Origin of the sequence: Flavobacterium sp. (assembly GCF_965277525.1) — a bacterium.
In the GTDB taxonomy this organism is placed as follows: Bacteria; Bacteroidota; Bacteroidia; order Flavobacteriales; family Flavobacteriaceae; genus Flavobacterium.
In genome coordinates this window covers 115,015-141,076 of record NZ_CBDIDC010000005.1, presented here as the reverse complement: position 1 = coordinate 141,076, position 26,062 = coordinate 115,015, and the positions used below count along the sequence as shown (strand labels likewise).

Genomic DNA, 26,062 nt, shown 5'->3' with positions numbered 1-26,062 from the left:
TTAAACCACAAATTATACGAATTGAAATTGTAAGCTTTTAAATTTTGTTTTTTTGAAATGATAAAGATCTCGTTTGCTATTTTGCGTGAGGGATTGAGGCGGTATCCTTTTATGAAGCTTTAGCAGAATAAAAGATATAGCCGAAAGCCCGACCCGGAGGGGCACGCCCAAAATAATTGCATAAAAAAAAACAGCTTAAAGTATAAAGTGATGAAACTTTGAACCTTAAGCCGTTTTAGTAAAATTAGTTATATTATTATGCAGCCAAAGCTTCTTTGATTCTGCGTAATGCCTCTTTTAGAATATCATCGCTTGTTGCGTAAGAGAAACGGATACAATTAGGGTTTCCGAAAGCATCTCCTGTTACGGTTGCTACATTTGCTTCTCCTAAAAGATACATAGACAGGTCGTTTGCATCTTTAATTTCAGTTCCTTTTAATGTTTTTCCGAAGAAAGAAGAAACGTCAGGGAAAACGTAAAAAGCTCCTTCAGGAACGTTGATTTTTACACCTGGAATTTCTTTTAACAATCCAACAACTAAGTCTCTACGACTGTGGAAAGCCTGAACCATATGGTTTAATACGCTTGGGTCAGCTTCTACAGCAGTAATCGTAGCACGTTGCGCTACAGAATTTGCTCCTGAAGTTACTTGTCCCTGAATTTTTGTACACGCTTTTGCGATAAATTCCGGAGCTCCGATGTAACCAATTCTGTATCCTGTCATGGCGAATGCTTTTGCCACTCCATTTACCGTAATTGTTTTTTCTAACATTCCCGGGATTGAACCGATGCTGCAGAAAGTTCCTGAGAAATTGATGTGCTCATAGATTTCGTCAGCAACTACATATATGTTGGGGTGTTTTTCTAAAACTTTTGCAAGAGCTGTTAACTCTTCTCTGCTGTAAACAGATCCGGATGGGTTACAAGGAGAACTGAACCACATCATTTTTGTTTTTGGTGTTATAGCTGCTTCTAATTGTTCCGGTGTAATTTTGAAATCAGTATCTACAGATGTTGGAACTTCAACCGGAACTCCACCTGAAAGCTTAACGATTTCGAAATAAGAAACCCAGTAAGGTGCTGGTAAAATAACCTCGTCACCATCGTTTAGCATTACTTGTGCAATGTTATACAACGATTGTTTTGCTCCTGTAGAAACTACAATTTGAGAAGGTTTGTATTCTAAATTATTGTCTCTTTTGAATTTTTTGCATATTGCTTCTCTCAATTCTAAGTAACCCTCTACCGGAGAATAAGTACTGTAATTTTCGTCAACTGCTTTTTTTACTGCTTCTTTAATGAAGTCAGGAGTATTAAAATCCGGTTCTCCTAAACTTAAACTGATAATGTCTTTTCCTTGTGCTTTTAGTTCGCGTGCTAAAGCAGCCATTGCTAAAGTTTGTGATGTCGCTAAGTTGTTGATTCTGTCTGAAAGAATATGATTCATTATAAAATTTTTGAATGTCCTTAATTTCAACTTTAATTAAGGAAGGTTAATTATTAATAGATTTTTTTAGTTTTATGCCAGCTCCGGTTTCATTCCAAGATCTTTCAAATGCTTGTAATGTGCAATAACGGCTCCTCTCATAGTTCTGAATTCATGATAAGGCAAGTTACATTCGATTGCAGTTTGTTTTACAATTTCGGCAATTTTTCCATAATGAATATGACTGATATTGGGAAAAATATGGTGCTCGATCTGGTGGTTTAATCCTCCGGTAAACCAGTTGACTACTTTGTTTTTTGGAGCAAAATTAGCTGTTGTATATAGTTGGTGAATGGCCCAGGTATTTTCCATTTCCCCTTCTTCATTCGGGATTGGATTTGAAGTTTCCTCAACCACGTGTGCCAATTGAAAAACGATACTTAAAATTAATCCTGCTGTGTAATGCATAACGAAAAAGCCAATTACTACTTTCCACCATATTACGCCTAAAATCATTGGCAAAGCCATCCAGATTAAAACGTAAATTATTTTTGTGATGACCAAAACTGTCCATAATTTAGTAGGGCTTTGTGGTGCTCCGTAAGATAATTTTCTTCTTAGGTAATTTTTCATTTGCTTAAAATCGGTTGTTAAAGCCCAATTGAAAGTCAATAATCCGTATAAGAAAAAAGAATAATAATGTTGAAATTTATGAAAACGGTGCCATTCGGCATTTTGTGTAAAACGAATAATTCTTCCGGCATCAAGATCTTCATCATGCCCATGAATATTAGTATAGGTATGATGCAGTACATTGTGTTGTACTTGCCAGTTGTGTACGTTTCCGGCCAGAACATAAATACTTCCGCCCATAATTTTATTAATCCATGATTTAGAAGAGTATGATCCGTGATTTCCGTCGTGCATCACGTTCATTCCGATTCCGGCCATTCCAACTCCCATAAGAATGTTGAGTAACAATTGAGCCCAAAATGGCATATCAAGAGTTAGTATCAAAAAGTAAGGCGTTAGAAAAACGGCGAAAAGAATAACGGCTTTTAAGTGCAGCTTCCAGTTTCCGGTTTTCTGAATGTTATTCTCCTTGAAGTAATTGTTTACTCGTGAGTTAAGAGTTCTGAAGAACTTCAGATTGTCTTGCTTAGCAAAAGTAGGCGCAGTGTTATTCATAATTAATTTAAATAGTTTTCAAAGGTAATTATTATAAATTTTCAATTTGCAAAATTGAGTTAAATATTTCAACTCTAAAGTAGTACTTTTGTTAAAAAATTAGAGCAATGGATGAGATATTGAAATATTTTCCTGATTTGACTGATATTCAAATCGAACAATTTCAAAAATTAGACTTTTTATACCACGATTGGAATGAAAAAATCAATGTTATTTCGCGTAAAGATATTGATGCCTTATATACAAAACACGTTTTGCATTCTTTAGGAATTGCAAAAATCATGAAGTTTGAGCCCGGAGCAACTGTTCTGGATGTTGGGACCGGTGGAGGATTTCCCGGGATTCCTTTAGCTATTCTTTTTCCGGAAACGCGTTTTTATCTGATTGATGTTATTGCAAAAAAAATAAAAGTGGTGCAGGGCGTGGTTGATGCATTAGAATTAAAGAACGTAAAAGCAGAACAATTACGTGCCGAGAATGTAAAAGGTGATTTTGATTTTATTGTAAGTCGTGCCGTTACAAACATGCCTGATTTTGTTTCCTGGATTAGAAATAAAGTTAAAAAGCAACACAAGCATACTTTAAAAAACGGAATTCTGTACCTAAAAGGTGGTGATTTGACCGAAGAATTAAAAGATTTCCCCAAAGCAACTTTATATGATTTGTCTACTATTTTTGAAGACGAATTTTTCGAAACTAAAAAAGTAGTGCATTTGCCTCTGAAGTTTGTGGTTTAACTTATCATAAAATAGTAAATAACCCGACAGTAATTACATTGTAAATTACTGTCGGGTTATTTTTGAAATAAAAAGAGGAATTAGGTTACGATACTTTTTGGGACAAGCATAAAAACTGATTTGTTTTACAATCTAAATGATCTATTAGTTCATGTATCGCTTTTTCTGATGCTTCCTGAGTACACTCAAATTCAGGATCAAAGAAAAAGTTGCGGCAGATTACAGGTTCGCTGGATGAGTCATAGATAATTTCATCGGTTTGATCCGGACTATCATTATTGTATTGACAGGGATATTCATGTTCTAATTTTACTATTGTTCTGTTGAACCATTTATCAAAAACTTTTTTTCGGGGGGTGACGTGGCGTGCTAACAATATCAATCCGATCAGTTCGGTTTGTAGCAGGCAGGATCCTTTTCTGTACATAACATCGATCATTCGGGTATTCATAAGAGCGATCCATAGTGGTCCGTTTACAGAGCCTGAGGCAGATATATCAAAATCGACATCAAAAAACAAAGGTTTTGTATTTTCTATATTATCTATAGAACACCAAAGTGCCTCAATTCGTTTTTGAAGATCATTATTCGTTTTTGTATATCCGATGTAACGCCAGTAAACCCATTCTAATAAGGCGGCTGTTAAGCCAATTGAAGCTTTGTGATTAATTTTAAGTAAAGCATTCTCAAGTTCTTCATTTCCTTCCAGTGGATCTAAAAAATAATCTATCTTTTTTTTATTCCATTTAAAATCAATTGGGTGTCCAATACTTTTGGCTTGTACAATTATTTGAGGGGTGTTTTGTAAATTTTTCATAAGTCTTTTTTGTTTGTTTTGAATAATTTGATTCTTAATTACCTTAGAAGCAGACGAGATTTAGCTTTAATGTTTATTTTGTATTGTTCCTAAGACAACTAATGTGATGCAAAATTATATAGGCACCTGCTTTATTATTATTGGAATAAGTTTTTAAAATGATAAAATAGGGTTTTTAAACAACGCAATAGTCTTGACAATCAGTATAATAGGAAAAGTATTACAAAAAAAAATAATCTTTTTTAATTGTTATTACTGAAATATTAAATCCCAGCTTGAATTCTTAAGTTGTTTTTTAAATAGCTATAATTGAGTGGGTTATTTTAATGATTTTCTTTTCATTAAAATTTTAAATAGGTTAATCACGTTTCGACAAATTGTTCTTTATTAATTCTGGTTGCCTTAAAAATGTGTTTTTTAGAATAAAGTGTAACAAAGAGCTCAATTTTAGAAGAAATACTAGATAGGGGTGAAATGAAAATTATCGAAGATATTATGATCTTCATTTAGTTGAAGTACCTTTCTTTGGTAGGCAATAAAAAGTAAAAAGCCAAATCTTAATTAAAAGATTCGGCTTTTTATATAAATAAAGTTTCTAAAACCTGAAACTTTAAACAAAAATTTATTATCCTAAGAAAGGATATTTGTAATCTTCCGGAGTAACAAAAGTTTCTTTGATTGTTCTGGGAGAAGCCCAACGCAATAAGTTCAATGCAGAACCTGCTTTGTCGTTCGTTCCTGAAGCTCTTGCTCCACCAAAAGGCTGCATACCTACAACAGCTCCTGTTGGTTTATCATTGATATAGAAGTTACCGGCAGCGTTTTGCAATTTAGTAGTCGCTACTTCAATAGCATAACGATCCTGGCTAAATACAGCTCCTGTCAAAGCATACTCAGAAGTAGTATCAACTAATTCTAAAGTCTCTTCCCATTTTGCATCTTCGTATACGTAAATAGTAATTACTGGTCCGAACAATTCGGTTTCCATTGTAGTATATTTAGGATTAGTAGTGACAATAATTGTTGGCTCAATAAAGTAACCTACAGATTTATCGTAGTTTCCGCCAACGATGATTTCGGCATCAGCATCTTTTTTAGCCTGATCAATAAAACCTGCTAATTTATCAAAAGAACCTTCGTGAATTACTGCAGTAATAAAGTTACCGAAATCTTCAGGAGAACCCATTTTCATAGATTTAGCGTCGGCAATTAATTGCTCTTTTACAGCTGGCCATAAACTTTGCGGGATATAAGCTCTCGAAGCTGCAGAACATTTTTGTCCTTGAAATTCAAATGCACCACGGGTAATTCCTGTAGACACTTGTTTTGCGTTAGCGCTTGGGTGAGCAATGATAAAATCTTTACCTCCAGTTTCTCCAACGATTCTTGGGTATGTTTTATAGTTATGGATGTTTGCTCCAATTTTAGCCCAGATATCTTTAAATACGTGAGTTGATCCTGTAAAGTGAACTCCTGCAAAATCACGACTTGCTAAAACTGTGTCAGTAATCATTAAAGCATCTCCAAAAACAACGTTAATAACGCCATCAGGAACACCGGCTTCTTTGAAAACATCGATAATAATTTTTGCAGAGAAAACCTGACTATCACTTGGTTTCCAGATCACAACATTTCCCATCATTGCAGCACTTGCAGGAAGATTTGCAGCAATAGCAGTAAAGTTGAAAGGAGTAATGGCATAAACAAAACCTTCAAGAGGTCTGTATTCTAAGCGATTCCAGGTTGTAGAATCTGATTTTGGCTGATCTCCGTAAATTTGAGTCATAAATTCTACGTTGTAACGTAAAAAGTCGATCAATTCGCAAGAAGCATCAATTTCTGCCTGATGAATATTTTTAGATTGACCAATCATTGTAGCTGCATTAATACGGGCTCTGTATGGACCTGCAATAAGTTCAGCAGCTTTTAAGAAAATAGCAGCACGTTGTTCCCATGCCATGTTTGCCCATGCTTTTCTGGATTCAAGTGCATTAGCAATCGCTTTTTCGATATGTTGTTTTTCAGCTAAGTGATAAGTTCCTACAATGTGTTTGTGATCGTGAGGAGCTGATATTGTTCTTGTATTTCCAGTTCTGATTTCTTCGCTTCCGATGTATAACGGAACGTCAATTTGAGAATTCCACAATGTGGTATAAGCGGCCTGAACAGCTGCTTTTTCTGGTGAGTTAGGTGCGTAGCTTTTTACAGGCTCGTTTACCGCTTTTGGTACATGAAAGAATCCTTTTAGCATTTTATTTAAAATTAGATAATTAGACAATTTAAGGGTTAGATGATTTGATTTATTACGAATAATCTAACGTTGCACAAAAGTACAAAGGATAAATTAATAATTTGACAAAATTGTGATTAAGATAACGATAAAAAAAATACAGTTTTTAAACCCGTATTTAGTTTAAGGCGAAAGGAGCACACATTCTAAAAGTAGGAACAATAACTTTGAATGTTTTTGTAGTGGTAAAATTAATCATATTAAAATACCCTTTCATTGCACCATAAGGAGATGACAATAAACAACCTGAGCTGTAAGTGTGATTTTCTCCGGGTTTAAGGACCGGTTTTTTTCCAATAACGCCTTCTCCGTCTACGACTTCAAGATCGTTTAAAGAATCGAATATCTCCCAGTGGCGAGAGGTTAACTGAACGGAATCTTTGCTGTGATTTTCGATTGTAACTACATAACTAAAAGCAAAGTGGATCTTGTAGTTCTTGAAGTAAGTACCTTCAAAACTAGTCAAAACAGATATTTTTATGCCTCGTGTTATCTGAGAAACCATACTAAAGTAGTATATATGTGTGGGTTATAGTTGCAAAGCTACAAAAAAAAATCTTTTGATTGAAATCCTTAACAATGTTTTAATTAATGATGTTTATCGAGTTCGCATTTCCTTTTCCTATAACTCTTTGATAACGATCTGTACTTTCTTTGTAATAAACGAGTATGGTGTATTCATTTTCAGTTTGATAAAAGTTTCCGTCAATGGCATTTTGATAGTCAATCACTCCTTTTTTATCGGCAACTGTATATTGAAAATTAGTAAAACCTTGTTTGATCATTACCGCTTTTTCGTAAACACCTTTCTCTGTATTATAATCCATTTTGTATTCTGGCGATAAGCTGTAGTTGTTAAACATGCCCGTAATATAAATATCTTTAGTTGATGATCTGAAAGTAGGGGCAGAGAGGCTAAAATAAACCCAGGCGTAATCAGCCTCAATTTCGTTATTGGAAGCGTTTATGTTTTTAACAACGAAATTTCCGTTTACATCCTGGTATACCGTATAGATCTGATTGGCTCTTGCCTGATTGGTATACAAATAAGCATTATAAATATCATTATTGGCACCAACCCTTCCTACGTTGTTACTTGCAGCACGAATGTCTTTATTTTCGAAATATAAAAATTCATTTCCTCCCCAGAACTGTGTTTCCTTATCGTACTTATAGACCAATTGATTTCCAATGGTATATTGTGGAGGAACGTTTTTGATAGCAGTATTAAAATTACCATTTTGCAGCAATACAATTTTTACATTTTGTATTGGAGTCTGGAAAACAATATCGTTTGATACTATCGAAAAATCCAAATTTTGTTTGTAATCTATATTGGTAACATCCCGGCTTCGTTTGACCTGAGCTGCAACTGTAGCATGGTTTTCATATAGAATGAATTTTCTGGAAAATAAAACCTCTTTGTCTTCATTCAGGATTCTAAGCATATAATTTCCCGAAATTCGCAATTGCGTCGTAAACTGATTAGGGAAAGAAAGTCGGTAATGAGAATACACCTGAAGAGTGTTGAATGAATTTACATAATCAGTAATTCTTTGATTGTCAAAGCCGCTAATGTAATCTGTTTTCGGAATATCAGTTGGTTTCCAATTATAGTCGCAATGTATCACTTCAAAATAATAATTGGCTTCATTACCAAATAAATCATCAAACAGAAAGGTAAACGTATCGCCTAATTCAAATATAGGGACAACATTACTGCCGTTTTGAACAAACGATACAGTCTTTATATTATATGGAGGATCAATCTCGGTTTGTACTTCCTGGGCTGTCGCCGAAGCAAAAAAGAAAATCAGCAGAAGATTCTGAAACAAAAATTTTGGCATCATATTACGGTTGTAAGATTGTAAATATAAGAATTTTATATAAAGTAAAAGGATGCCATTTTTATTGGTCCTGAATTTTATTAAGAACCCAGGATGTATTCTAAATTAACTTCAATTTCATCATTAATATAACTTTCTTCTAAAAGAGAATCTGATAATAGTTTTTTGTTTTCCTGAAGTTTGATTATTTTTTCTTCTACTGTATTTTTCGAAATAAACCGGATAACATTTACTTTATTTAATTGTCCAATTCGATGTGCCCGGCCAACTCCTTGTTTTTCAGCAAAAGGATTCCACCACGGATCTAAGAATAAAACATAGGAAGCTTTGGTGATATTCAAACCAACACCACCTGCTTTGAGCGAAATAAAAAACAACAAAGGATTTTCCTTTTCCTGAAATCTCTTTACCTGCTGTTCTCTTTTATTGGCAGGAGTTTCGCCTGTAATTTCGCAAAAATCTATTTTGTTTTCCTTGCACCAATCAGAGTAAAAATTGAGATTAGTAACAAATGAGCTAAAAATGATGGTTTTCTGTTTTTCTTTTACTAAAGTTTCCAGATAATTCGTGACTGCATTGTATTTTCCGGAATCAATTTCGGAGTTCTGATCTACCATTTTTGGATGATTACTCAGTTGTCTTAATTTCATCAATGTGTTGATAATGCTGATTTTGTCAGGGCTGGACCCATCTGTTTTCAGTAAAAAATTCCTGGCTTTAGATTTTTCTTTTTCGTACAGTTTTTCCTGTTCAGGATCCATGTCGCAATAATAAATCTGCTCTGTTAATTCTGGCAAATCCTTCAAAACCTGTTCTTTGGTTCTTCTTAGAATATAAGGCTGAATAAGATTTTTCAATTCAGATAAACTATTTTCGTCTTGTTTTTTCTCAATAGGAATTTTAAAATTCTGAGCAAAAAAATCATAACTACCCAGAATATCCGGATTTATAAATTGCATTTGCGACCATAAATCGTCCAGCGAGTTTTCGATAGGCGTGCCACTCAGTGCCATTTTATGAGCTGTATTTATTTTATTAATGGCTTTGAAAATTTTAGAATTTTTATTTTTAATGTATTGACTTTCATCTAAAATCAAATAGCGGAAATTATACTTTTCTAAAATTGAAATATCCCGATGCACAATGCTGTAACTCGTAAAAATCAAATCTGTCGACTCTAATCTATGCTGTAATGATTTTCTGTCGTTGCCAACATATTGCATCTTCGAAAAATGCGGAGTGAATTTTACAGCTTCATTATACCAGTTAAAAACCAGAGAAGAAGGGAGAACAATTAAGGCATTTAGAGGTTTTCTTTCAATAGTCGTTTCGTTTTGAAACAAATCAAAATTCGTAGTTTTAGTGGTAAATCCTAATTGTTCCTGCACGGCCACCAGAACGGCTAAGGTTTGTAATGTCTTACCAAGTCCCATGTCATCAGCAAGACAAGCGCCTAAATTGGAGTTAAAATGACCTAAAAGCCATTTTACACCATCTACTTGGTAAGGTCTTAGAGTTGCTTTGAGCAAATCAGAAGCAGTATATTCAGCTTGGTGAATTATATCAGTTTTGATTTCCGGAATTGCATCTAAAGCAGCAAAGTTACTTTTGCGTAAAAGCAGATTGCCATTTTCTGTTTTGGCTAATTTGGCTAAAGAGCTGTATTTGCTAAGCCATTCTAAAGGAATCAGAAAATAATTTCCGTCAGGCAGTAAAAAGAGTCTTTCCTTACTTTTTATATTAGGAATAATTTCACTGAAATTGATCGTATAAACCCCAATCGAAATGATTATTTTGATATCGAACCAATCTTCTTTTGTTTCTTCTTTTGAAGCTGAAATCGTATGGTTTGCTGTAATGATTTCTTTGCTTTCCAGTTTTAAATTTTGGATAGTAAAACCCAGGTTTTCGAGCTCTTCTTTATGATCAATAACGAATTGGATATTGGTATAAGGATCATGGATTTCAGCATCTGAATTTTGTCCAAATAATTCATTTTTGATTTTTGTCAAGCCAATTTTGAGTAATTTATCTGTATATGAAATTTCATCAGTACTTCGCTTAAACTGAATTATTTTAGGTTCGTTAGCAATGCTAAAATCAACAAATGAATGTGTTTTTTTTATTTTACTGGCATCAAACGAATAACCGTTATAATCAAAATAAAGGTTGAGGTAATAGCAGTTTTTAAAGAAATCAAAAACGGGCTGAATCGTGCTAAAAATAACTTTGTCACGAACCTCAATTTCAAAACCTGTTGCTTCAATATTAATTTTTTTGGCTATTTCAGGAATGAAATTTTTAAAATAGCTATCCACTAATTTCGAAGGGATTTCAATTGATTCTTTTGTTATAAAAGGAGAAAGTTTTTTAGAGTTCAGGTCTTTTAACTTTCCTAATTTTTTATCGATAATTAACCAGCCCGGCTCATCCAAAAGAATAGCAATATTACTATTCATAGGTAGAAATATAGTTTCGTTTTCTTTTAAAGACAGCGTATAGGTAATTCCTTCGGAATGTTTGTTGAATTTAATTTGCGGTTCAAAATCGAGAGGAGTTATACTAACCCTGGAACGATAAAAATCCTTTTCAATTCCCATGTTAAGTGATAATGGAAATTGTTCTTGTACAATAAGCGTGTAAAAGGAACTTAAATTGAGTTGCAAGTGCTGTCGAATGGCAAAATCAATTTTAGAGTCTTTTTGTAAATCAGCAATTGTTTTTGCCGATTTGACTTTTGCACTAAATTTTTTAAAAATAAAATCAGGCTTTAAAGATTCGCAAACCGTCAGTATTTTTTTTGTACCGGAATCTAACTTTTCTGAAATAATTCCAAAACTTTCCAGTACATCCGGAGTTGCCTTTTTGTTTAAATATTTAATTTCATCGGTATTCTCAACGATATAAGCTGTTGGGAGATAATGGTTCGTGTTTTTTTCTAAACTGATGTCAAAACAGAACTGAAATGGTTTTGAAGGTTTCAAGATGGGGAGTTTGGTTGGATTGTAATTTGGGAATGGGCTTAAATTTAAAAAGTTTTCAAAATAGTACTATTTTGAAAACTTTTTTAAATGAACTTATATCACTTATATGGTGAAAAAATCTAATAATTTAGTTTTCCGGTTTAAAGCAAAGTGGAATAATTTCTCCTTTTGCCAAACAATATTTTTCTACCAATTCAGGTGCTATTTTATGCGTATAGTCTTCTTCGATTACGATAAAACCAATGCTTCTCAGTTTATCAAAATAATCACGGCCATAGATACGAACGTGATCGTATTGTCCGAATATTTTAGCACGTTCTTTTTGATCTGTAATAGTATCATCAGCAAAAGTTACCGCTCTGGATAAATCCTGTGGAATTTGAAGAATTGCCATTCCGCCTGGTTTTAATACACGAAATAATTCGTGCATCGCTTTTGTATCGTCCGGAATATGTTCTAATACGTGATTACATAAAATCACATCGTATTCATTATCCTTAAATGGCAAATTACAAATGTCTGCTTTTACATCTGCCAAAGGCGAAAATAAATCTGTTGTCGTGTAATCAAGATTCTTTTGCTTGCGGAATCTTTTGTAAAAAGCTTGTTCCGGAGCAAAGTGAAGTACTTTTTTAGGAGCTGTAAAAAAATCAGTCTGATCGTTTAAATACAACCAAAGTAAACGATGTCTTTCTAACGAAAGTGTACTTGGCGAAAGCACATTATTACGTTGTTTTCCATATCCATAAGGCAAAAATGATTTAAAACTTCTTCCATCAATCGGATCAGTATATTTAGTTCCTTTTAATGAAAGTGCTAAAACTGGTCGGGCCACATAACTCAGGCGAATTAATAATGGACGAGGTATTGTATTAAGTACTAATTTGAATAATTTTTTCACAGGGTTTTACTCGGGATTTTTTGTTTTATTATAAAACTAACGGCACTTTTCTGAATTCATCTTCTTCATTGCTTTCGATTCCTAAAGCTTTGTAGATGTATTGAAAAGTCGATAAGATTTCTGGTTTTCCATCTATTAAGGCAACATCATGTTCAAAATGTGCACTTGCTTTTCCGTCTGCAGTTGTAATGGTCCAGCCATCTTTATGTTGTTTTATATTTCGTGTTCCAAGATTGATCATGGGTTCAATAGCAACGACCATTCCTTCAATGAACAATTTTCCACGACCACGTTTTCCGTAATTTGGCATTTCCGGTTCTTCGTGCATTTTTTGTCCTAAACCATGGCCTACCAATTCACGAACAACACCATAACCATGAGATTCGGTATATTTTTGAATCGCATTTCCAACATCTTCTACGCGATTTCCGGCTTTAAATTCTCTGATTCCAACGTAAAGGGATTCCTTAGTTACCTGCAATAGTTTTTTTACTTCAGGAGCAACTTCTCCAATTTCAAAACTGTAGGCATGATCACCGTGATATCCATTTTTGAAAGCACCACAATCTACAGAGATAACGTCACCACTTTTTAGAGGTGTGTTATTCGGTATTCCGTGTACCACTTGCGAATTTGGACTCATACAAAGTGAATTCGGGAAATCATACAATCCTAAAAAGCTTGGAACTGCACCGTGATCACGGATGAATTCCTCAGCTAGTTTGTCTAAATATAATGTGGTAACTCCTTCTTTAATTTCAGAAGCAATCATTCCTAATGTTTTAGATACGATCAATGCACTTTCGCGCATTAATTCGATTTCTTCACGTGATTTTACAATAATCATAATTTCGGATTTTCAGTTCGCAAAAGTACGATTTTAATATTATTTTTTTTGGGTTGAAGAGTTTAAAATTTTCGCCACGAATTTCACGCATTAACACGCATTAATTTTTATAATCAGCTTAAAATTAATTCGATTATTAAAATTCAATTTTAAAGCAATTGCAATTTGTACTAATTAGTGAAATTCGAGGCAAAACGACAATGAATAACGTTTCGAATTGACAGAAAAGCCGTAAATTAGTAATAGTTAAAACTATTAAAATTATGGAAACATCTATAGATCAGGAAAATATATCGAAGAAAAAAGCTTTAAATAAGATGAAGAATAATGCCCTGGCGCTTTTAGGCTTTGCAGTGCTTCTTTTTATAATAGCTATTTATTTTAAAATCCCCATGTTACAGGCTTTTAGCGAAGCGGCAATGGTGGGCGGAATTGCCGATTGGTTTGCAGTTGTTGCCTTGTTTCGTCATCCGTTAGGAATTCCTATCTGGCATACAGCAATTATCCCTACCAAGAAAAACGAGATTGGAGAAAATCTAGGAAATTTTGTTTCAGAAGAATTTCTGAATCGTGAAAAATTAGAAATTAAGTTAGAAGAATTCAATTTTGCGACAAAAGCTTCAGATTGGTTGTCGCAAGAAGAAAATGCCAATAAAATTGCTAACCTGGTAGCGGTAAATATTATTCCGGGGATTTTAAAAACGATAAAAGACGAGGATATAAAACGATTTATTCAGGTTCAGTTCAAAGAAAAACTCGAAGGAATCAATTTTGGAGATTGGGTAGCATTAGCTTTAGAACCTTTACAAAAAGGACAATTTAAAGATCAGTTGCTAACCAATTTGCTGGAAGTTATGGCTAAGGAATTGAGTAATAACAAAGACCTGATTCGTAAAAAAGTAAAAGAATCAACGCCGTTTTTGAGTTTTGGCCTGGCTGATAAAAGTATTTCAGAAGGTGTGTTTAACGGGTTGTATGATTTTTTGAATGAAGCTAAAAATCCTGAAAGTACAATCCGTCTTAAAATAGACGAATACATCAATGATTTTCTTGATAAGATAAAAAACTCTGAAGAGATGAGAGTTAAAATCAATACGGTGATTTTGGGTTTTGTTGGCAAAAAAGAAGTGCAGGACTACATTAACGGAATTTGGGACGAAATAAAATTGTCTATTTCTAACGATTTGCATAAAGGTGATGAGTCGTCTATCAAAAAAAGTATTTCCGGTTTGATTCAAAGCTTCGGGCAAGGAATCCGGGAAGATGTTGTAATGATTGATAAAATTAATAATTTCATCAAAAACGATTTGCTTTCTATTCTTTTAAACAATAAAAAAGTGATTGGAGATTTAATTTCCTCAACCGTAAAAAGCTGGGATGGGAAGGAAGTTTCAGAAAAATTAGAATTAGAAATAGGGAAAGATCTTCAATATATTAGAATCAACGGAACTCTGGTAGGAGGACTTATCGGACTTGTAATCTACGCCGTGGAATGGACGTATCATTATTTTGTGATTTAAGTTTTTAAACCATATAAGTGATATAAGTTCATTTAAACTTCAATGTAGTTTTTATGTATGACATAAAAATAGAAGCACTGCTGTGCGTCTCTGCGAAAATGAACTTATATCTCTTATATGTTGAAACCTAATCAGGATTTGCCATGATTTTGAATAGTTCTGAGTTGGAGATGTAAAATCTGTTTTCCAGCGCAATAGAAGCTAGTTTTGCACTTACTAAATTATTCTCACGCGTGTTGATCAGGAATAAAGAGCTTTCTCCAAAAGTAAACAAACGTTCTTCGGAATTTAGCATTGTCAGATTGTTTTCTACTAGATCCTTGGCTAACTTTTTTTGTTTTATAAGCGAATTGATTTCTATTTTCTGTGCGCTTATTTTATTGCTCAACTGTGTTTTTTCCAGGGCCAGGGCAAACTGGTTTTCCTGAAGTTTATATTTTGCCAGTTTCAGGCTCCCGCGTTCTTTTCTTAGAAATAAAGGAAAATAAAATTCCAATCCAATTTTATAATCGTCAAAACGATAATTATCAATATAACTGGGTTCTGATAAATAGGAGTAACCGATATTTATTTTTGGCAATAGCATGTTTTGCTTGAGGTCTTTCTCTACAGTCAGGATTTCTATTTTATTTTGTAGTGCATTCAGTTTGGGATGTGTTTCTAAATTAAGGTCTCCTTGTAATAAATCGTTTGTTTTTAAAGTTTCCTGCAGCGTATTTTCAAGCGCTGTTTCCGGTATGAGCTCATCTGAAAGTTCTAGCGGAATGTTATTGTCAATCCACATAAAATTAGATAATTCAAGTTTTGCTTTGGCCAGTTTTAGTTTGGAATCCTCGAGACTTAATGCCCTGTTTTTTACAATAATTCCGGCTTCGATACTGTCTATGGCGGGTTTGTCACCTTGATTGATTAAAGATTTAATGCCTTCTAAACGTATTTCAGCATTACTGTTGTACATTTCATAAAGTTTCATTTCTTCAAAATTCTTCTTCCAGTTAAAATAAGCAACCGAAGCATCATACAAAACACTAATGGCTTCAAGTTTTCTTTCGGATTGGCTGAGTTTTATTTGAATTTTAGCCATTCTTACATCGGCCATTCTTTGGTTAATAAATAATCCCTGACCAATAGGAACACTGATCCCAAAAGAAGTTAATCCTTGATTTGGAGTTGTGTTTTCAGGATTAAGATAAACGCCTTCGTTATTATCAAATCCCGCTTTCAGTTCGATTCCGTACCAGGTTGGTATTTTGAAACTGCTGTTCAAAATAGAATAGTATTCTTTGTCCTTAAATTGTTTTTTGCTGAAATCAACTTCAATTTTTGGGTCAAAACCACCTCTCGCCATCATCAAATTGGCTTGTGCTTTACTGACTTCTAAGTTTGCATTTTTAACCAGAGGATGGTATTTTTTTACATATCCAAGAAACTCATTATAAGTGAGCTCTTTAGAGATTGGTTGTTGGCCAAAAACGGTACAACCCAAAAAAAGAAAAGCTATAAGTATTCGTTTCATTATTTTTTCTCTTTAGTTTCTGTTTGTCCACTTTTATAGTAATTAGGAGGAAATCCGTTTAAAGTTCTCCAAATCTCAAACCAAATTGGTACGGTATCAAGTAAAGCAATTGTTTGAGCGCCGGAACCAATACTCAATTGTTTAGGCCATTTTGCCTCGTTTGGGTCAGGAGCAATCAGAATTCTGTATTTCCCATTAGGGCTAATAAAGTTTTCGATCGCCACCACTTTTCCTCCAAAAGTTCCATATGACATATCAGGCCAGCCTGCAAATACAATAGTAGGCCAGCCATCGAACCAAATACGTACTTTTGCTCCTTTATGAATTAGGGGTAAATCGATCGGGTTTATAAACGTTTCAACTGCAATGTCGTATTGAGAAGGCATTATGGTTACAATTGGAGTTCCTTCTTTTATCGTTTCGCCCAAACCTGCCTGCACAGCTCTGTTAATATATCCGCTTTGCACCGCTTTAATGTAATACATACCATTTCGTAAGCTGTAATTGGTATATTGATTTTCCAGTTTGCTTACCTGGGCTTCAGTATCAAATTTATTGCTCAGAGTGGTGAATTGGTCGCTTTTTGCTTTAGCTGCTTTTTCAGCATATTCGGCTGCAATTCGGTTAATTTCAACCTTTGCATTTAGGTATTCGTTTTTGCTCGTCAGGTATTTATTTTCCTGAGTGATGATTTTAGCATCAACATCTTGCAGTTTTAAACGTTTCTCTTCGACATCAGTAAGTGGTTTTAGGCCTTCTTTGTTTAATTGAACCGAACGGTTGTATTGCGTATTGGCAATTTTTAATTGTGTTCTTGCAGCAACAAGATCAATACTGTCACTTTTTATTTTTAAAAATGATTGTTTGACTTTGTTTCTTGCCTGTTCCAGCTTTAGTTTTTTTTCATTCTCTATAGATTGAATCTGGCTCGAGAGTGTTTGTACTTTTTCATCATACGATTCTAAAGAGTTCTTTTTGGCCTCTACCTGACTTTTGGTGTTTGCTACCAAATTGGGATCCATGTAATCTTCTTTTATTTCAGAAATAAACATAATCGTGTCTCCTTTTTTTACAAAGTCACCTTCCTGCACATACCATTTTTCGATTCGGCCGGAAATAACGCTCTGAATCGATTGAGGTCTTTGATTGGGTTTTAGCGTTGTTACAGATCCTGATCCGGAAATATTCTGTGTCCAGGGCAGGAAAAGAATGATGATTCCTAAGATAGAGGTACCTATTATAATCTTGTTTAGAATTTTATAATGAGGTCTGTTGCTTAGGTTTTTTACAGTCTCGTAGCGATCAAGCAGCTGTAATCTTGTTTTGTTGTCAGATATGTTTAGCATGACTTATTGTTTTTTTTGATCCAGTATAATAAGGCCGTTTTGCATCGTTATTGTTCGTGTAGATTTTGTTTTCCAATACGGATTTTTGGATGAAACAATAATGGTCCACTTGTTTTTATCCGAAGTGATAAAATCGATAATTTCATTTGCAACATTTTCATCCATCGTGTCTGTCGGATCTTCGTAAAACAGCACTTTTGGTCTATGAATTATACTTCTGGCTAATAGGATTTTTTGAGCATTAGAAGAGGATAGCTGTCTTCCTTCCGGATAAATATGGGTATTTAAGCCTTTTGGTAATAATTTTATCAAGGGACTAAGCTGAACTCCATCTATTGCCCATTTTAAATCTTCACTACTTATAGAAGGATCGTTAAAAGTGATGTTTTCTAAAATAGTTCCTTCAAATGGTGTTTCGTTATGAATTATACTTCCTATTTGCGAGCGATATTGTTTGAGGTTTATTTTTCTAAAAGTATCATCGTTAATATAGAAAGCACCGGAACTTTGTTTTAATAAACCGGATAAAACCCGAATAAGGGTTGTTTTTCCGGAACCATTCTGACCGTCGATTACAATTTTTTCTCCCTGATCAATTTTAAGAGTGATAGAATCTAAAGCATTAGTTTGTGCATCCGGGAATTTGAATTTTAAATTTTCAGTTTCTAAAGTGATATTGTTGTAGCAATGTTCGCTTTGTGAATCTGAATTTTCTTCTAATTCTAAATCCGTTACCTGACCTATTTTTTCGACAGAAGTTAAAACGTCATAAAAACTTTCCAGACCAATAATAATTTTTTCAACAGAATTAATTACTAATAAAATAATAATCTCTGCAGCAACAAATTGTCCAATATTCATTTCCTGACTTAGCACTAAATATCCTCCAATAGATAATAAGCTTGCTGTGATGATAATTTTGAAAATGATTAATTGTATGAATTGTCTTTTGATAACGCTAAAGTGTTTCTCGCGATAATTAAGATAACCCGTTACGATTGCATTGTTTTTTTGAAGGGCAAAATCATAGTTTAATTCATTTCTGAAACTAAAATTATTACGAGCCATTTCTTGCAGCCAGCTTGCTACTTTGTATTTGAATTTTGATTCTTTGAGACTGGTTTCTAAACCTGATTTATACGAAAATCTAAAGATAAAGTATAAAAGCAGGAACAATAAAAGTCCAAAGACAATAAAAAAGGGATGATACAAAGACAGCAGAATAATTCCAAAGGTAATTTGAAGTAAAGCAGCAGAAAAATCCGTTAATAACTTTGAAGTTCCTTTTTGAATGGTCATGGTATCAAAAAAGCGATTTGTCAATTCTGGCGGATAAGTGCCGTATAGTTCCTCTGACTTTATTTTTGGCAAACGAGCTGCAAATTCAAAAGAAGCACGAACAAATATTTTTTGCTGTAAGTTTTCAGTAATTCGCAATTGCATCAAAGCTAAAATTCCAACAAGCGCAACTCCTGCAACCACTAATATGATAAGTACGATCCAGGATGCACTGACTCTTCCGGATTGTATAAAAGTTATGATGGCCTGTATACCCAGCGGAAGCGATAAACTGATCAATCCGGCAAAAATAGCATAGAAAAAGATCTGATAGATGTCTTTTTTGTCTAGTTCGAGTAAATTGTAAAATCGTTTTAATGGAGTCATATTGATTTTTTTATAATTAGCGTAAAACGTTTTCTGCAAGATTGAGGTAAAATTGAGTTGTCGTCACAGTTTCATTGCAATCGGTAATGGTTTTCAAATGATCTGTTAGAAAGTGTTGGTGCAGGCTTCCTTCGACAATGGTAGAAACTAATGATTTAGCAAAAGGATATTCAGGATTTACTTCCTTTACGATAGCCACAATTCTATTAATGACTCTTTTGTAGATCAGAAAAAAACCTTCTTTGTTTTCCTGGTCCACTTCTTTGGTGTGAAATGTCTTTGTGAATTCAGCAATAATTATTTTATTTAGAATTGCTTCGTTGATATGTTCGGTAGCAATATCGTCCCTTATCTTTTCGGTAACTATTGTAATCGCTTTGTTGAGTTTCTCTTTTTTATTTGTTATATTAGTAGTACTAAAAACAAGCTTATATTCCATCCAGCTCCAATACCACGAAGAGAGATACACTAAAAGTTTGTGCTTGTTTTCGAAATAACGATAAATCGAACTTTCGTTTGATCCTATTTTCTCTCCTAATTTTTTAAATGTAAAGTTGTCAAAACCAATAGCGTCAATAAGGAGGATGCTTTGCTCAATTATTTTTTTTCCCAATACAGAGGTTTCGGGGTCTTTTACATAGATCTTTTCGTTTACCTGGATTTTTAAATTTGATAGTATAAGTTCCATAAAAGTTATTTAAAACGCAAAGATAATAGTATTACTATCAATAATAATATTTTAAGCTTTGTTTTTTGTAAAAAAAAAGCTGCTCTAATCATTAGAGCAGCTTTTAAGTCGTTTGAAAAGAATATTTTTACAACAACGAATGACAAGTCATTGCGTTGGGTTGCTGTATTCCCATTAGTTCTAAAATAGTAGGAGCAATGTCGCCTAAAACACCATTTTCGATATTTTTTAATTCTTTGTCAACCAAAATAATCGGCACTGGATTCGTGGTATGCGCTGTATTTGGACTTCCGTCAGGATTAATCATGGTTTCACAATTTCCATGATCTGCAATTACGATCGTAGTATAGTCGTTAGCAAGAGCGGCTTCGATAACTTGTTTTACGCAAGCGTCAACGGCTTCGCAGGCAAGAATTGCAGCACTCATGATTCCGGTATGACCTACCATGTCTCCATTGGCAAAATTCAAACAAACAAAATCAACTTCACCTTTATTCAATTCGGGAACAAGGGCAGCTGTAAGTTCAAAAGCACTCATTTCCGGTTGTAAGTCATAAGTAGCTACTTTTGGAGAATTTCTTAAAATTCTTGATTCACCTTCAAAAGGAGTTTCCCTGCCACCTGAAAAGAAAAACGTTACGTGCGGATATTTCTCTGTTTCTGCAATACGAATTTGTTTTTTACCCGCTTTTTCTAAAACCTCACCAAGTGTTTCGGTGATATTATCTTTATTGTAAACTACTTTTACGTTTTGGTATGTTTCGTCGTAGTTGGTAAGCGTTACATAATACAAGTTTAATTTGTGCATGTTTTGCTCGTGAAAGTCTTGTTGCGAAAGCGCTTCTGTAAGTTCACGACCTCTGTCAGTTCTAAAATTAAAGAAGATCACCACATCACCTTCGGTAATTGTTGCTAATGGTTTTTCTTCTTCATCAACCATGACAATTGGAGCAATAAATTCATCCGTAATATCATGAGCATAGCTGTCAAGGACACTTGCAACTGCATTTTTTGATGGAGTTCCAATTGCATTTACAAGTAAATCATATGCCAATTTTACACGCTCCCAACGTTTATCACGGTCCATAGCATAATAACGGCCGATGATTGAAGCGATTTTTACCGGAGTATCTTTAATGTGCTCTTCTAAGTCATGAATATATTTTGCTCCCGATTTTGGGTCAACATCACGACCGTCAGTAAAAGCATGAACAAAAACATTTTGTAAGCCATATTCTTGAGAAGCATCAATTAATCCGCGTAAGTGAGACGTGTGAGAGTGAACTCCGCCATCAGAAACTAATCCTAAAAAATGAACTTTCTTGTTGTTTTCTTTGGCATAAGTAAAAGCATCAACCAATACTTGTTCTTTGGCAAGTGTCTGGTGCGCTACTGCTAAATTTATTTTGGCTAAATCCTGATATACAATCCTTCCGGCACCAAGATTCATGTGGCCAACTTCACTGTTTCCCATTTGGCCTTCAGGTAAACCAACATTTAATCCGTCGGTTCTTAGTTGAGCGCTTGGGTAGTTTTGATAAAGACTGTTTATAAAAGGAACATTTGCATTATCTATTGCAGAAACTTTAGGGTCAGGAGATTTTCCCCAACCGTCTAAAATCATAAGTATTACTTTCTTGTTCATTATTTTTAGTTTTTTACAAAGATAAGCCATTTCTAAAATGTGAACGAAAGCATTTTTACAATTATGGTTATTAAAATGAAGTGTATTAAAAAATAATAAATTAATTAAAGAAGTCTTTATTTTTTAAAATTAATTCATGCAATGCTCTTTTTCTAATCTTATTTTTAACAGTGTGTGGTCAATAAAGTATTATTTGCTTACAGAAAAAGAGTGTTTTAGGAGTCGTTGTTGAGTAACTGGTCTTTTCGTCTTTAAGTTTGGTTTTTTATAAAGTATAAAAGGAAGAATGAAAAGAGATTTTGAATGAATCTGCTACAAGATACAATAAAACAGATCATTTTTGGTTCTATTTATAACAGAATTTGTTTCAGAATTACCATTAATTTTAATTTTTATTAAGAAAATTGGTATAAATATTAGGTTTTTGTGCAGAAGAAAAAATCTTACAGAAATAATGTTTTTATGTTAATTATGTTAAATTTTCAACAAAAATAGCCTGATTTTCAGGCTTGTATTTTGAGAGCCTAAAAATATTTATACTTTTGCCTTACCCAGATTTTTTATTAACCTAAAGAAATTCAATGATTTACAAAATTTATCCTTTGCTAGTGTTTTTGCTGTTATCTTTTGGTAAAGATTCAAATAACACTCCCGAAATTAAAGAGGTTCCGACAAAAAGTATTGCTAAAGTAGAGAAATTTACTGTCGAAGCGAAAATTGAAAGTATTTATCATACCTTAAATTCTAACAATTTTAATTTGCCTGAACTTAAAACTTTTTCTGAAGCCTTAAAAGGTTTTTATTTATTGAAAGAAAAAGGGATTATACAAAAAGATATTTTAACTGTAATTGATTTTAGTTTGTCATCTAATACAAAGCGCCTTTGGGTAATTGATTTGGCAACAAATACAATTCTGTTTAATTCTTTAGTCGCTCACGGAAGAAATACCGGAGAAGAATTTGCATCTAACTTTTCAAATTCAAATTCATCTTTTAAAAGCAGTTTAGGCTTTTATGCAACAGGAGAAATTTACCAGGGCAAACACGGTGCTTCTCTGCGTTTGGATGGTTTAGAAAACGGAATTAACAGTAATGCCCGTCAAAGAGGGGTTGTAATGCATGGAGCTGATTATGTTTCTGAATCTTTTATCAGAGATCATAAAAGACTAGGTAGAAGCCAGGGTTGTCCTGCTCTTCCAATTGAATTAACAGATGAAATAATTGAACTAATAAAAGATAAGTCGTGTTTGTATATCTACCATCCGTCAAGAAGTTTTGCGATGGAAGAAAAATTAATCTCTTAATTTAGCATACAAATCCGAATCTAAATTATAAATATCAGCTCTGAAAATGAGCTGATTTTTTTTGCTCCAGGCGGTCCAGTACCATTGGTATAAAGCGTATTTTTTTTTGATTTTAATGCTGGTTGTTTTCTTTGAAGCAATTATAGTGTCGATTCTGTCCTTTGACCATTGTTCTGAATCGTCTAAAATATGCTCTGCTAATTCTAAAGGATTTTCAACGCGAACACATCCGGAACTGAGTGAACGATTGTTTCTTCCAAAATAATTACGATGATTCGTATCGTGTAGATAAACACTGTGATTGTTTGGGAATAAAATTTTCATTACCCCCAATGAATTATTATAGCCGGGACTTTGTACATAGCGATAATTACCGGGTTTGTTTTCGTTCCATGCATTTGGGTCAACTACTTTTCCCGCACTGTCATATATAGTAATGTTTTTATTGGCTAAATAATTTCGATTTCGTTTCATAGCCGGGACTACGTCTTCTTTTAAGATGGTAGGAGGAACGGTCCAGGTAGGATTAAGAACAACCGTTCTCAGGTTTGAGGTTATTATAGGGGTTTTTCTTTTGTTGGTCCCTACGACAATATTTCGAACAAAAGTGGTATCTTGATTCTCAACAACATTTAGGCAGTAATCAGGAATGTTTATGATGAAATAATTTTCGGCTAAATCATTGTTGTACCATCTCCATCGTTCTAAATTGGCAATAATCTGTTGTTTTCTTTTTTCTTTAGAAAAATTTAATGCGCTTATAGTTCCTGCTCCAATAACGCCATCTGAAGCTAAGCCATGTCTTTCCTGGAATCTTTTTATAGATTCGAATGTCTTTTGATCGTAAACCTTATTTAAGCTGTCTTTTCCGGACATGTCCTTCCAGAATAGAAGTCTTTTTTTTATATTAATCAAAGCTGCATTCGTATCGTGTAAAGTTATTTTATCTACAAATTCGATGTTTTTAATGTTGTCATCCGGGAAAGTATTGATGATTTCGAGTGCTTTTAATAATTGTCTGTAAGTCTCTGTTTTGGATTGAATGTTATCGACAACGCTGTCCAGTTTGTTTTTATTGAAAGCCTTTATAAGAACATTGTTTACGTCAAATGTTTTTTCGTCCAGATCCCAATCTGTGTATATTTTTTTCGGATTTAGTTTTCCTTTATAAAGGTGATTTAGATATCTTTCGAAATAATAAGTTAATAATATGTCGTAAGTTACAAGATCAGTATCGCTTAAAATATTGATTCTTTCTTCAAATTTTTTTAGTTTTGAAGCTTTGTAGTCTTCTGGGTTTAAGCCTAATTCTTCTGCTTTTGATAATTGGTTTAAAACGTAGGTCCTTTTCTTTAGATTTCCCCAAACAGTTTTATTCTCAGATGAATTGTAGAATTGTTTTAGGGTTTCACTTTTAAAAGTGCTTAGAAGAGCAGTATCAATTTCTACTTTTCTTTCATCAGTAAGTATAATTGCAGGTGTCGTTTTTTTTACCACAACAGGAACAATTTTAGGGGTGTCTTTTTTACAACCAATAAAAACGGATAGTATTAATAAAAAGTAAAGTTTATTCATTCTGTATTTTTTTTTAACTTAAATAATGTTTTCCGGTTTTCTTTGATCGCAATAGTTTTCCCGAAGTTGGTATTTTATCTAAACCAATAGCGGCAGCAACAGTTTTGATTTAAATAACCCTGTTGGGTCAATTTTAGTTGCTTTGTAATAGGTTTTGCAAGGGTTGACTAAGTTTTTTTTAAATCCTTTTTTGATCTGTAATTTTCAATACAGCTATTTTGTGGATTTGAACTTGATTTTTTCGGCAAAGATAGGATTGATTTTTACCAATAACGAAATAATTCCTGTTAAATATTTGTCTCGAAATAAATCCAAATGAAATTTCGTTTTTAAATTATCTCAGTCAAGGTAGCGCTTTCAGAAGGTTTTTGTTTTTTGAAAGACGTTTAGTCAGCAGTGTAAGTTTGTTTTGATGGTATTTCTTAATAATATTGATCATTTGTGAAAAATAATTGCCTCTTTAACTTTTTAGTTTTAAATAAGTTATAAATAATTGTTGTTTTTAATTGATTTTTTTTGCGAAAAAGCTTGTTTTGAACTTAACTTATTTTTTATATTTGCACCACAGTAATGCGAAAGTAGCTCAGTTGGTAGAGCTCCAGCCTTCCAAGCTGGTTGTCGCGAGTTCGAGCCTCGTCTTTCGCTCTAAAAAAACCAAGACTTAATTGTTTTGGTTTTTTTATCAAAGTTAAATAATTTATTGATTTTTATTTTTTTAAACCATTTAATTATTTATATTTGCACCCTGTTAATGCGAAAGTAGCTCAGTTGGTAGAGCTCCAGCCTTCCAAGCTGGTTGTCGCGAGTTCGAGCCTCGTCTTTCGCTCTTCAAGATCCTCAAACAATTTGTTTGGGGATTTTTTGTTTTAAATCAAATAAGTAATTATAAGTTTTCTCTAAATTGGAATTTGGAATTTCTGATTTTAGAATTTCCAATTTTTTTAAATAAACTTATAATTACTTATATAGTAAAAAATTATTTTAAATTACTCAAATCACTTTCAGTTTCTAATTCTGTTGGAGTTTCGTTTTGTTTGAATAAGCGAGCCGATAGGTTTCCTTTTAAGGTCACTTTGTTTCCCGTTACTTCAAGCCAGCTTCCTTCTCTTAAACCTAACACAGGAATAGCATTAAAAGCGTGAAACTCTTTAATTCTTGTTTCTCTTGTTTCTCCCATATGTTTAGATTGTGTATCAGGATCCAGATAATGCGGATTTAAGTTGAAAGGAATTAATCCTAAAGTCTGAAAACTTGGAGGATAAATTATAGGCATATCATTAGTGGTTTGCATAGACAGGCCGCAAATGTTGCTTCCGGCACTAGTTCCTAAATAGGGGGTTCCGTTTTTTACAGTCTCAGCAAGAATCTGCATGATGTTATGTTGGTACAATTGAGTAACCAACAAAAAAGTATTTCCTCCGCCAGTAAATATTCCTTCGGCATTTTTTATGGCATCCCCTGCATTTTCAAATTCGTGAATTCCTTTTACCTTAATATTTATGGCAAAAAATGCTTGTGCTACTTTTTGGGTATAATCGTCATGCGAAATGCCGCTCGGCCGGGCATAAGGGATAAATAAAATGCTTTTGCAGTTCTTAAAATGGGATTGTAAAGTAGGTAATAAGTACTCTAGATAACTGCCTTCGTGCAGTGTAGAGGTGCTGGCAATGATAATGCTTTTCATATAATTTAAACTCATAATTATTTAATATAAAGGTATTAAAAACTCTCTTTTTTCAATTGAAAGACAGTTTTTAATTAACATA

General features: G+C 33.6%; 19 protein-coding genes and 2 tRNA genes. 5 read left to right on the top strand and 16 right to left on the bottom strand.

Going from position 1 to position 26,062, the window contains the following annotated elements; all coding sequences use genetic code 11:
• Positions 1 to 256: 256 nt before the first annotated feature.
• Positions 257 to 1,447 carry a pyridoxal phosphate-dependent aminotransferase gene (locus tag ACQY44_RS08980; protein ID WP_428230038.1) on the bottom strand — a complete coding sequence of 397 codons (1,191 nt, stop codon included), beginning with the start codon at positions 1,445 to 1,447 and terminating at the stop codon, positions 257 to 259.
• Between the two features lie 72 nt (positions 1,448 to 1,519).
• The gene (locus ACQY44_RS08975) at positions 1,520 to 2,614 is read right to left on the bottom strand and encodes a fatty acid desaturase family protein (protein WP_428230037.1); all 1,095 of its coding nucleotides are present in this window, start codon (positions 2,612 to 2,614) and stop codon (positions 1,520 to 1,522) included.
• Between the two features lie 107 nt (positions 2,615 to 2,721).
• Here ACQY44_RS08975 and rsmG point away from each other — a divergent pair, with 107 nt between their 5' ends.
• Complete coding sequence (rsmG, locus tag ACQY44_RS08970; RefSeq protein WP_428230036.1) at positions 2,722 to 3,351, top strand: 16S rRNA (guanine(527)-N(7))-methyltransferase RsmG; 630 nt, start codon at positions 2,722 to 2,724, stop codon at positions 3,349 to 3,351.
• A gap of 85 nt (positions 3,352 to 3,436) precedes the next feature.
• Here the strand turns inward: rsmG and ACQY44_RS08965 are convergent, their stop codons facing one another.
• The 7 genes from ACQY44_RS08965 to map all read right to left on the bottom strand — a co-directional run bounded on the left by ACQY44_RS08965 (position 3,437) and on the right by map (position 13,037).
• Entirely contained in the window at positions 3,437 to 4,168 is a 732-nt protein-coding gene (locus ACQY44_RS08965; RefSeq protein ID WP_428230035.1) for a hypothetical protein, read from the bottom strand.
• A 625-nt stretch (positions 4,169 to 4,793) separates the two neighbouring features.
• Complete coding sequence (gene pruA, locus ACQY44_RS08960; protein WP_428230034.1) at positions 4,794 to 6,419, bottom strand: L-glutamate gamma-semialdehyde dehydrogenase; 1,626 nt, start codon at positions 6,417 to 6,419, stop codon at positions 4,794 to 4,796.
• Positions 6,420 to 6,576: 157 nt separating this feature from the next.
• Positions 6,577 to 6,963: a Co2+/Mg2+ efflux protein ApaG gene (gene apaG, locus ACQY44_RS08955; protein WP_017497796.1), complete on the bottom strand. Its 387-nt coding sequence runs from the start codon at positions 6,961 to 6,963 to the stop codon at positions 6,577 to 6,579.
• A gap of 79 nt (positions 6,964 to 7,042) precedes the next feature.
• On the bottom strand, positions 7,043 to 8,305 hold the full coding sequence (locus ACQY44_RS08950) for a DUF5103 domain-containing protein (protein WP_428231188.1): 1,263 nt from the start codon (positions 8,303 to 8,305) through the stop codon (positions 7,043 to 7,045).
• Between the two features lie 80 nt (positions 8,306 to 8,385).
• Complete coding sequence (locus ACQY44_RS08945) at positions 8,386 to 11,289, bottom strand: SNF2-related protein (RefSeq protein WP_428230033.1); 2,904 nt, start codon at positions 11,287 to 11,289, stop codon at positions 8,386 to 8,388.
• Between the two features lie 127 nt (positions 11,290 to 11,416).
• Complete coding sequence (locus ACQY44_RS08940) at positions 11,417 to 12,190, bottom strand: class I SAM-dependent methyltransferase (RefSeq protein WP_428230032.1); 774 nt, start codon at positions 12,188 to 12,190, stop codon at positions 11,417 to 11,419.
• A gap of 28 nt (positions 12,191 to 12,218) precedes the next feature.
• Positions 12,219 to 13,037, bottom strand: a complete 819-nt coding sequence (gene map / locus ACQY44_RS08935) for a type I methionyl aminopeptidase (RefSeq protein WP_072961129.1) — start codon at positions 13,035 to 13,037, stop codon at positions 12,219 to 12,221.
• A 263-nt stretch (positions 13,038 to 13,300) separates the two neighbouring features.
• Here map and ACQY44_RS08930 point away from each other — a divergent pair, with 263 nt between their 5' ends.
• A complete protein-coding gene (locus tag ACQY44_RS08930; protein WP_428230031.1) occupies positions 13,301 to 14,557 on the top strand; it encodes a DUF445 domain-containing protein in 1,257 nt (418 codons plus the stop codon).
• Between the two features lie 127 nt (positions 14,558 to 14,684).
• Here ACQY44_RS08930 and ACQY44_RS08925 read toward each other — a convergent pair whose 3' ends face one another.
• The 5 genes from ACQY44_RS08925 to gpmI all read right to left on the bottom strand — a co-directional run bounded on the left by ACQY44_RS08925 (position 14,685) and on the right by gpmI (position 21,417).
• Positions 14,685 to 16,073 carry a TolC family protein gene (locus ACQY44_RS08925; protein WP_428230030.1) on the bottom strand — a complete coding sequence of 463 codons (1,389 nt, stop codon included), beginning with the start codon at positions 16,071 to 16,073 and terminating at the stop codon, positions 14,685 to 14,687.
• The gene (locus tag ACQY44_RS08920; protein ID WP_428230029.1) at positions 16,073 to 17,419 is read right to left on the bottom strand and encodes an HlyD family secretion protein; all 1,347 of its coding nucleotides are present in this window, start codon (positions 17,417 to 17,419) and stop codon (positions 16,073 to 16,075) included. The genes ACQY44_RS08925 and ACQY44_RS08920 overlap by 1 nt, the downstream gene beginning before the upstream one ends.
• 3 nt (positions 17,420 to 17,422) lie before the next feature.
• Entirely contained in the window at positions 17,423 to 19,084 is a 1,662-nt protein-coding gene (locus ACQY44_RS08915) for a peptidase domain-containing ABC transporter (protein WP_428230028.1), read from the bottom strand.
• Between the two features lie 16 nt (positions 19,085 to 19,100).
• On the bottom strand, positions 19,101 to 19,772 hold the full coding sequence (locus ACQY44_RS08910) for a TetR/AcrR family transcriptional regulator (protein WP_428230027.1): 672 nt from the start codon (positions 19,770 to 19,772) through the stop codon (positions 19,101 to 19,103).
• A gap of 127 nt (positions 19,773 to 19,899) precedes the next feature.
• Positions 19,900 to 21,417: a 2,3-bisphosphoglycerate-independent phosphoglycerate mutase gene (gene gpmI, locus ACQY44_RS08905; RefSeq protein ID WP_428230026.1), complete on the bottom strand. Its 1,518-nt coding sequence runs from the start codon at positions 21,415 to 21,417 to the stop codon at positions 19,900 to 19,902.
• Between the two features lie 581 nt (positions 21,418 to 21,998).
• Between gpmI and ACQY44_RS08900 the strand changes: the two genes are divergently transcribed.
• Entirely contained in the window at positions 21,999 to 22,721 is a 723-nt protein-coding gene (locus ACQY44_RS08900) for a murein L,D-transpeptidase catalytic domain family protein (RefSeq protein WP_428230025.1), read from the top strand.
• Here the strand turns inward: ACQY44_RS08900 and ACQY44_RS08895 are convergent.
• Positions 22,710 to 24,296: a L,D-transpeptidase family protein gene (locus ACQY44_RS08895; protein WP_428230024.1), complete on the bottom strand. Its 1,587-nt coding sequence runs from the start codon at positions 24,294 to 24,296 to the stop codon at positions 22,710 to 22,712. The genes ACQY44_RS08900 and ACQY44_RS08895 overlap by 12 nt on opposite strands.
• Before the next feature lie 572 nt (positions 24,297 to 24,868).
• Here ACQY44_RS08895 and ACQY44_RS08890 point away from each other — a divergent pair.
• Positions 24,869 to 24,941, top strand: a tRNA-Gly gene (locus ACQY44_RS08890).
• A gap of 108 nt (positions 24,942 to 25,049) precedes the next feature.
• Positions 25,050 to 25,122 (top strand) — tRNA-Gly (locus ACQY44_RS08885).
• A 150-nt stretch (positions 25,123 to 25,272) separates the two neighbouring features.
• Here ACQY44_RS08885 and pepE read toward each other — a convergent pair.
• Complete coding sequence (pepE, locus tag ACQY44_RS08880; RefSeq protein WP_428230023.1) at positions 25,273 to 25,980, bottom strand: dipeptidase PepE; 708 nt, start codon at positions 25,978 to 25,980, stop codon at positions 25,273 to 25,275.
• Positions 25,981 to 26,062: the final 82 nt, after the last annotated feature.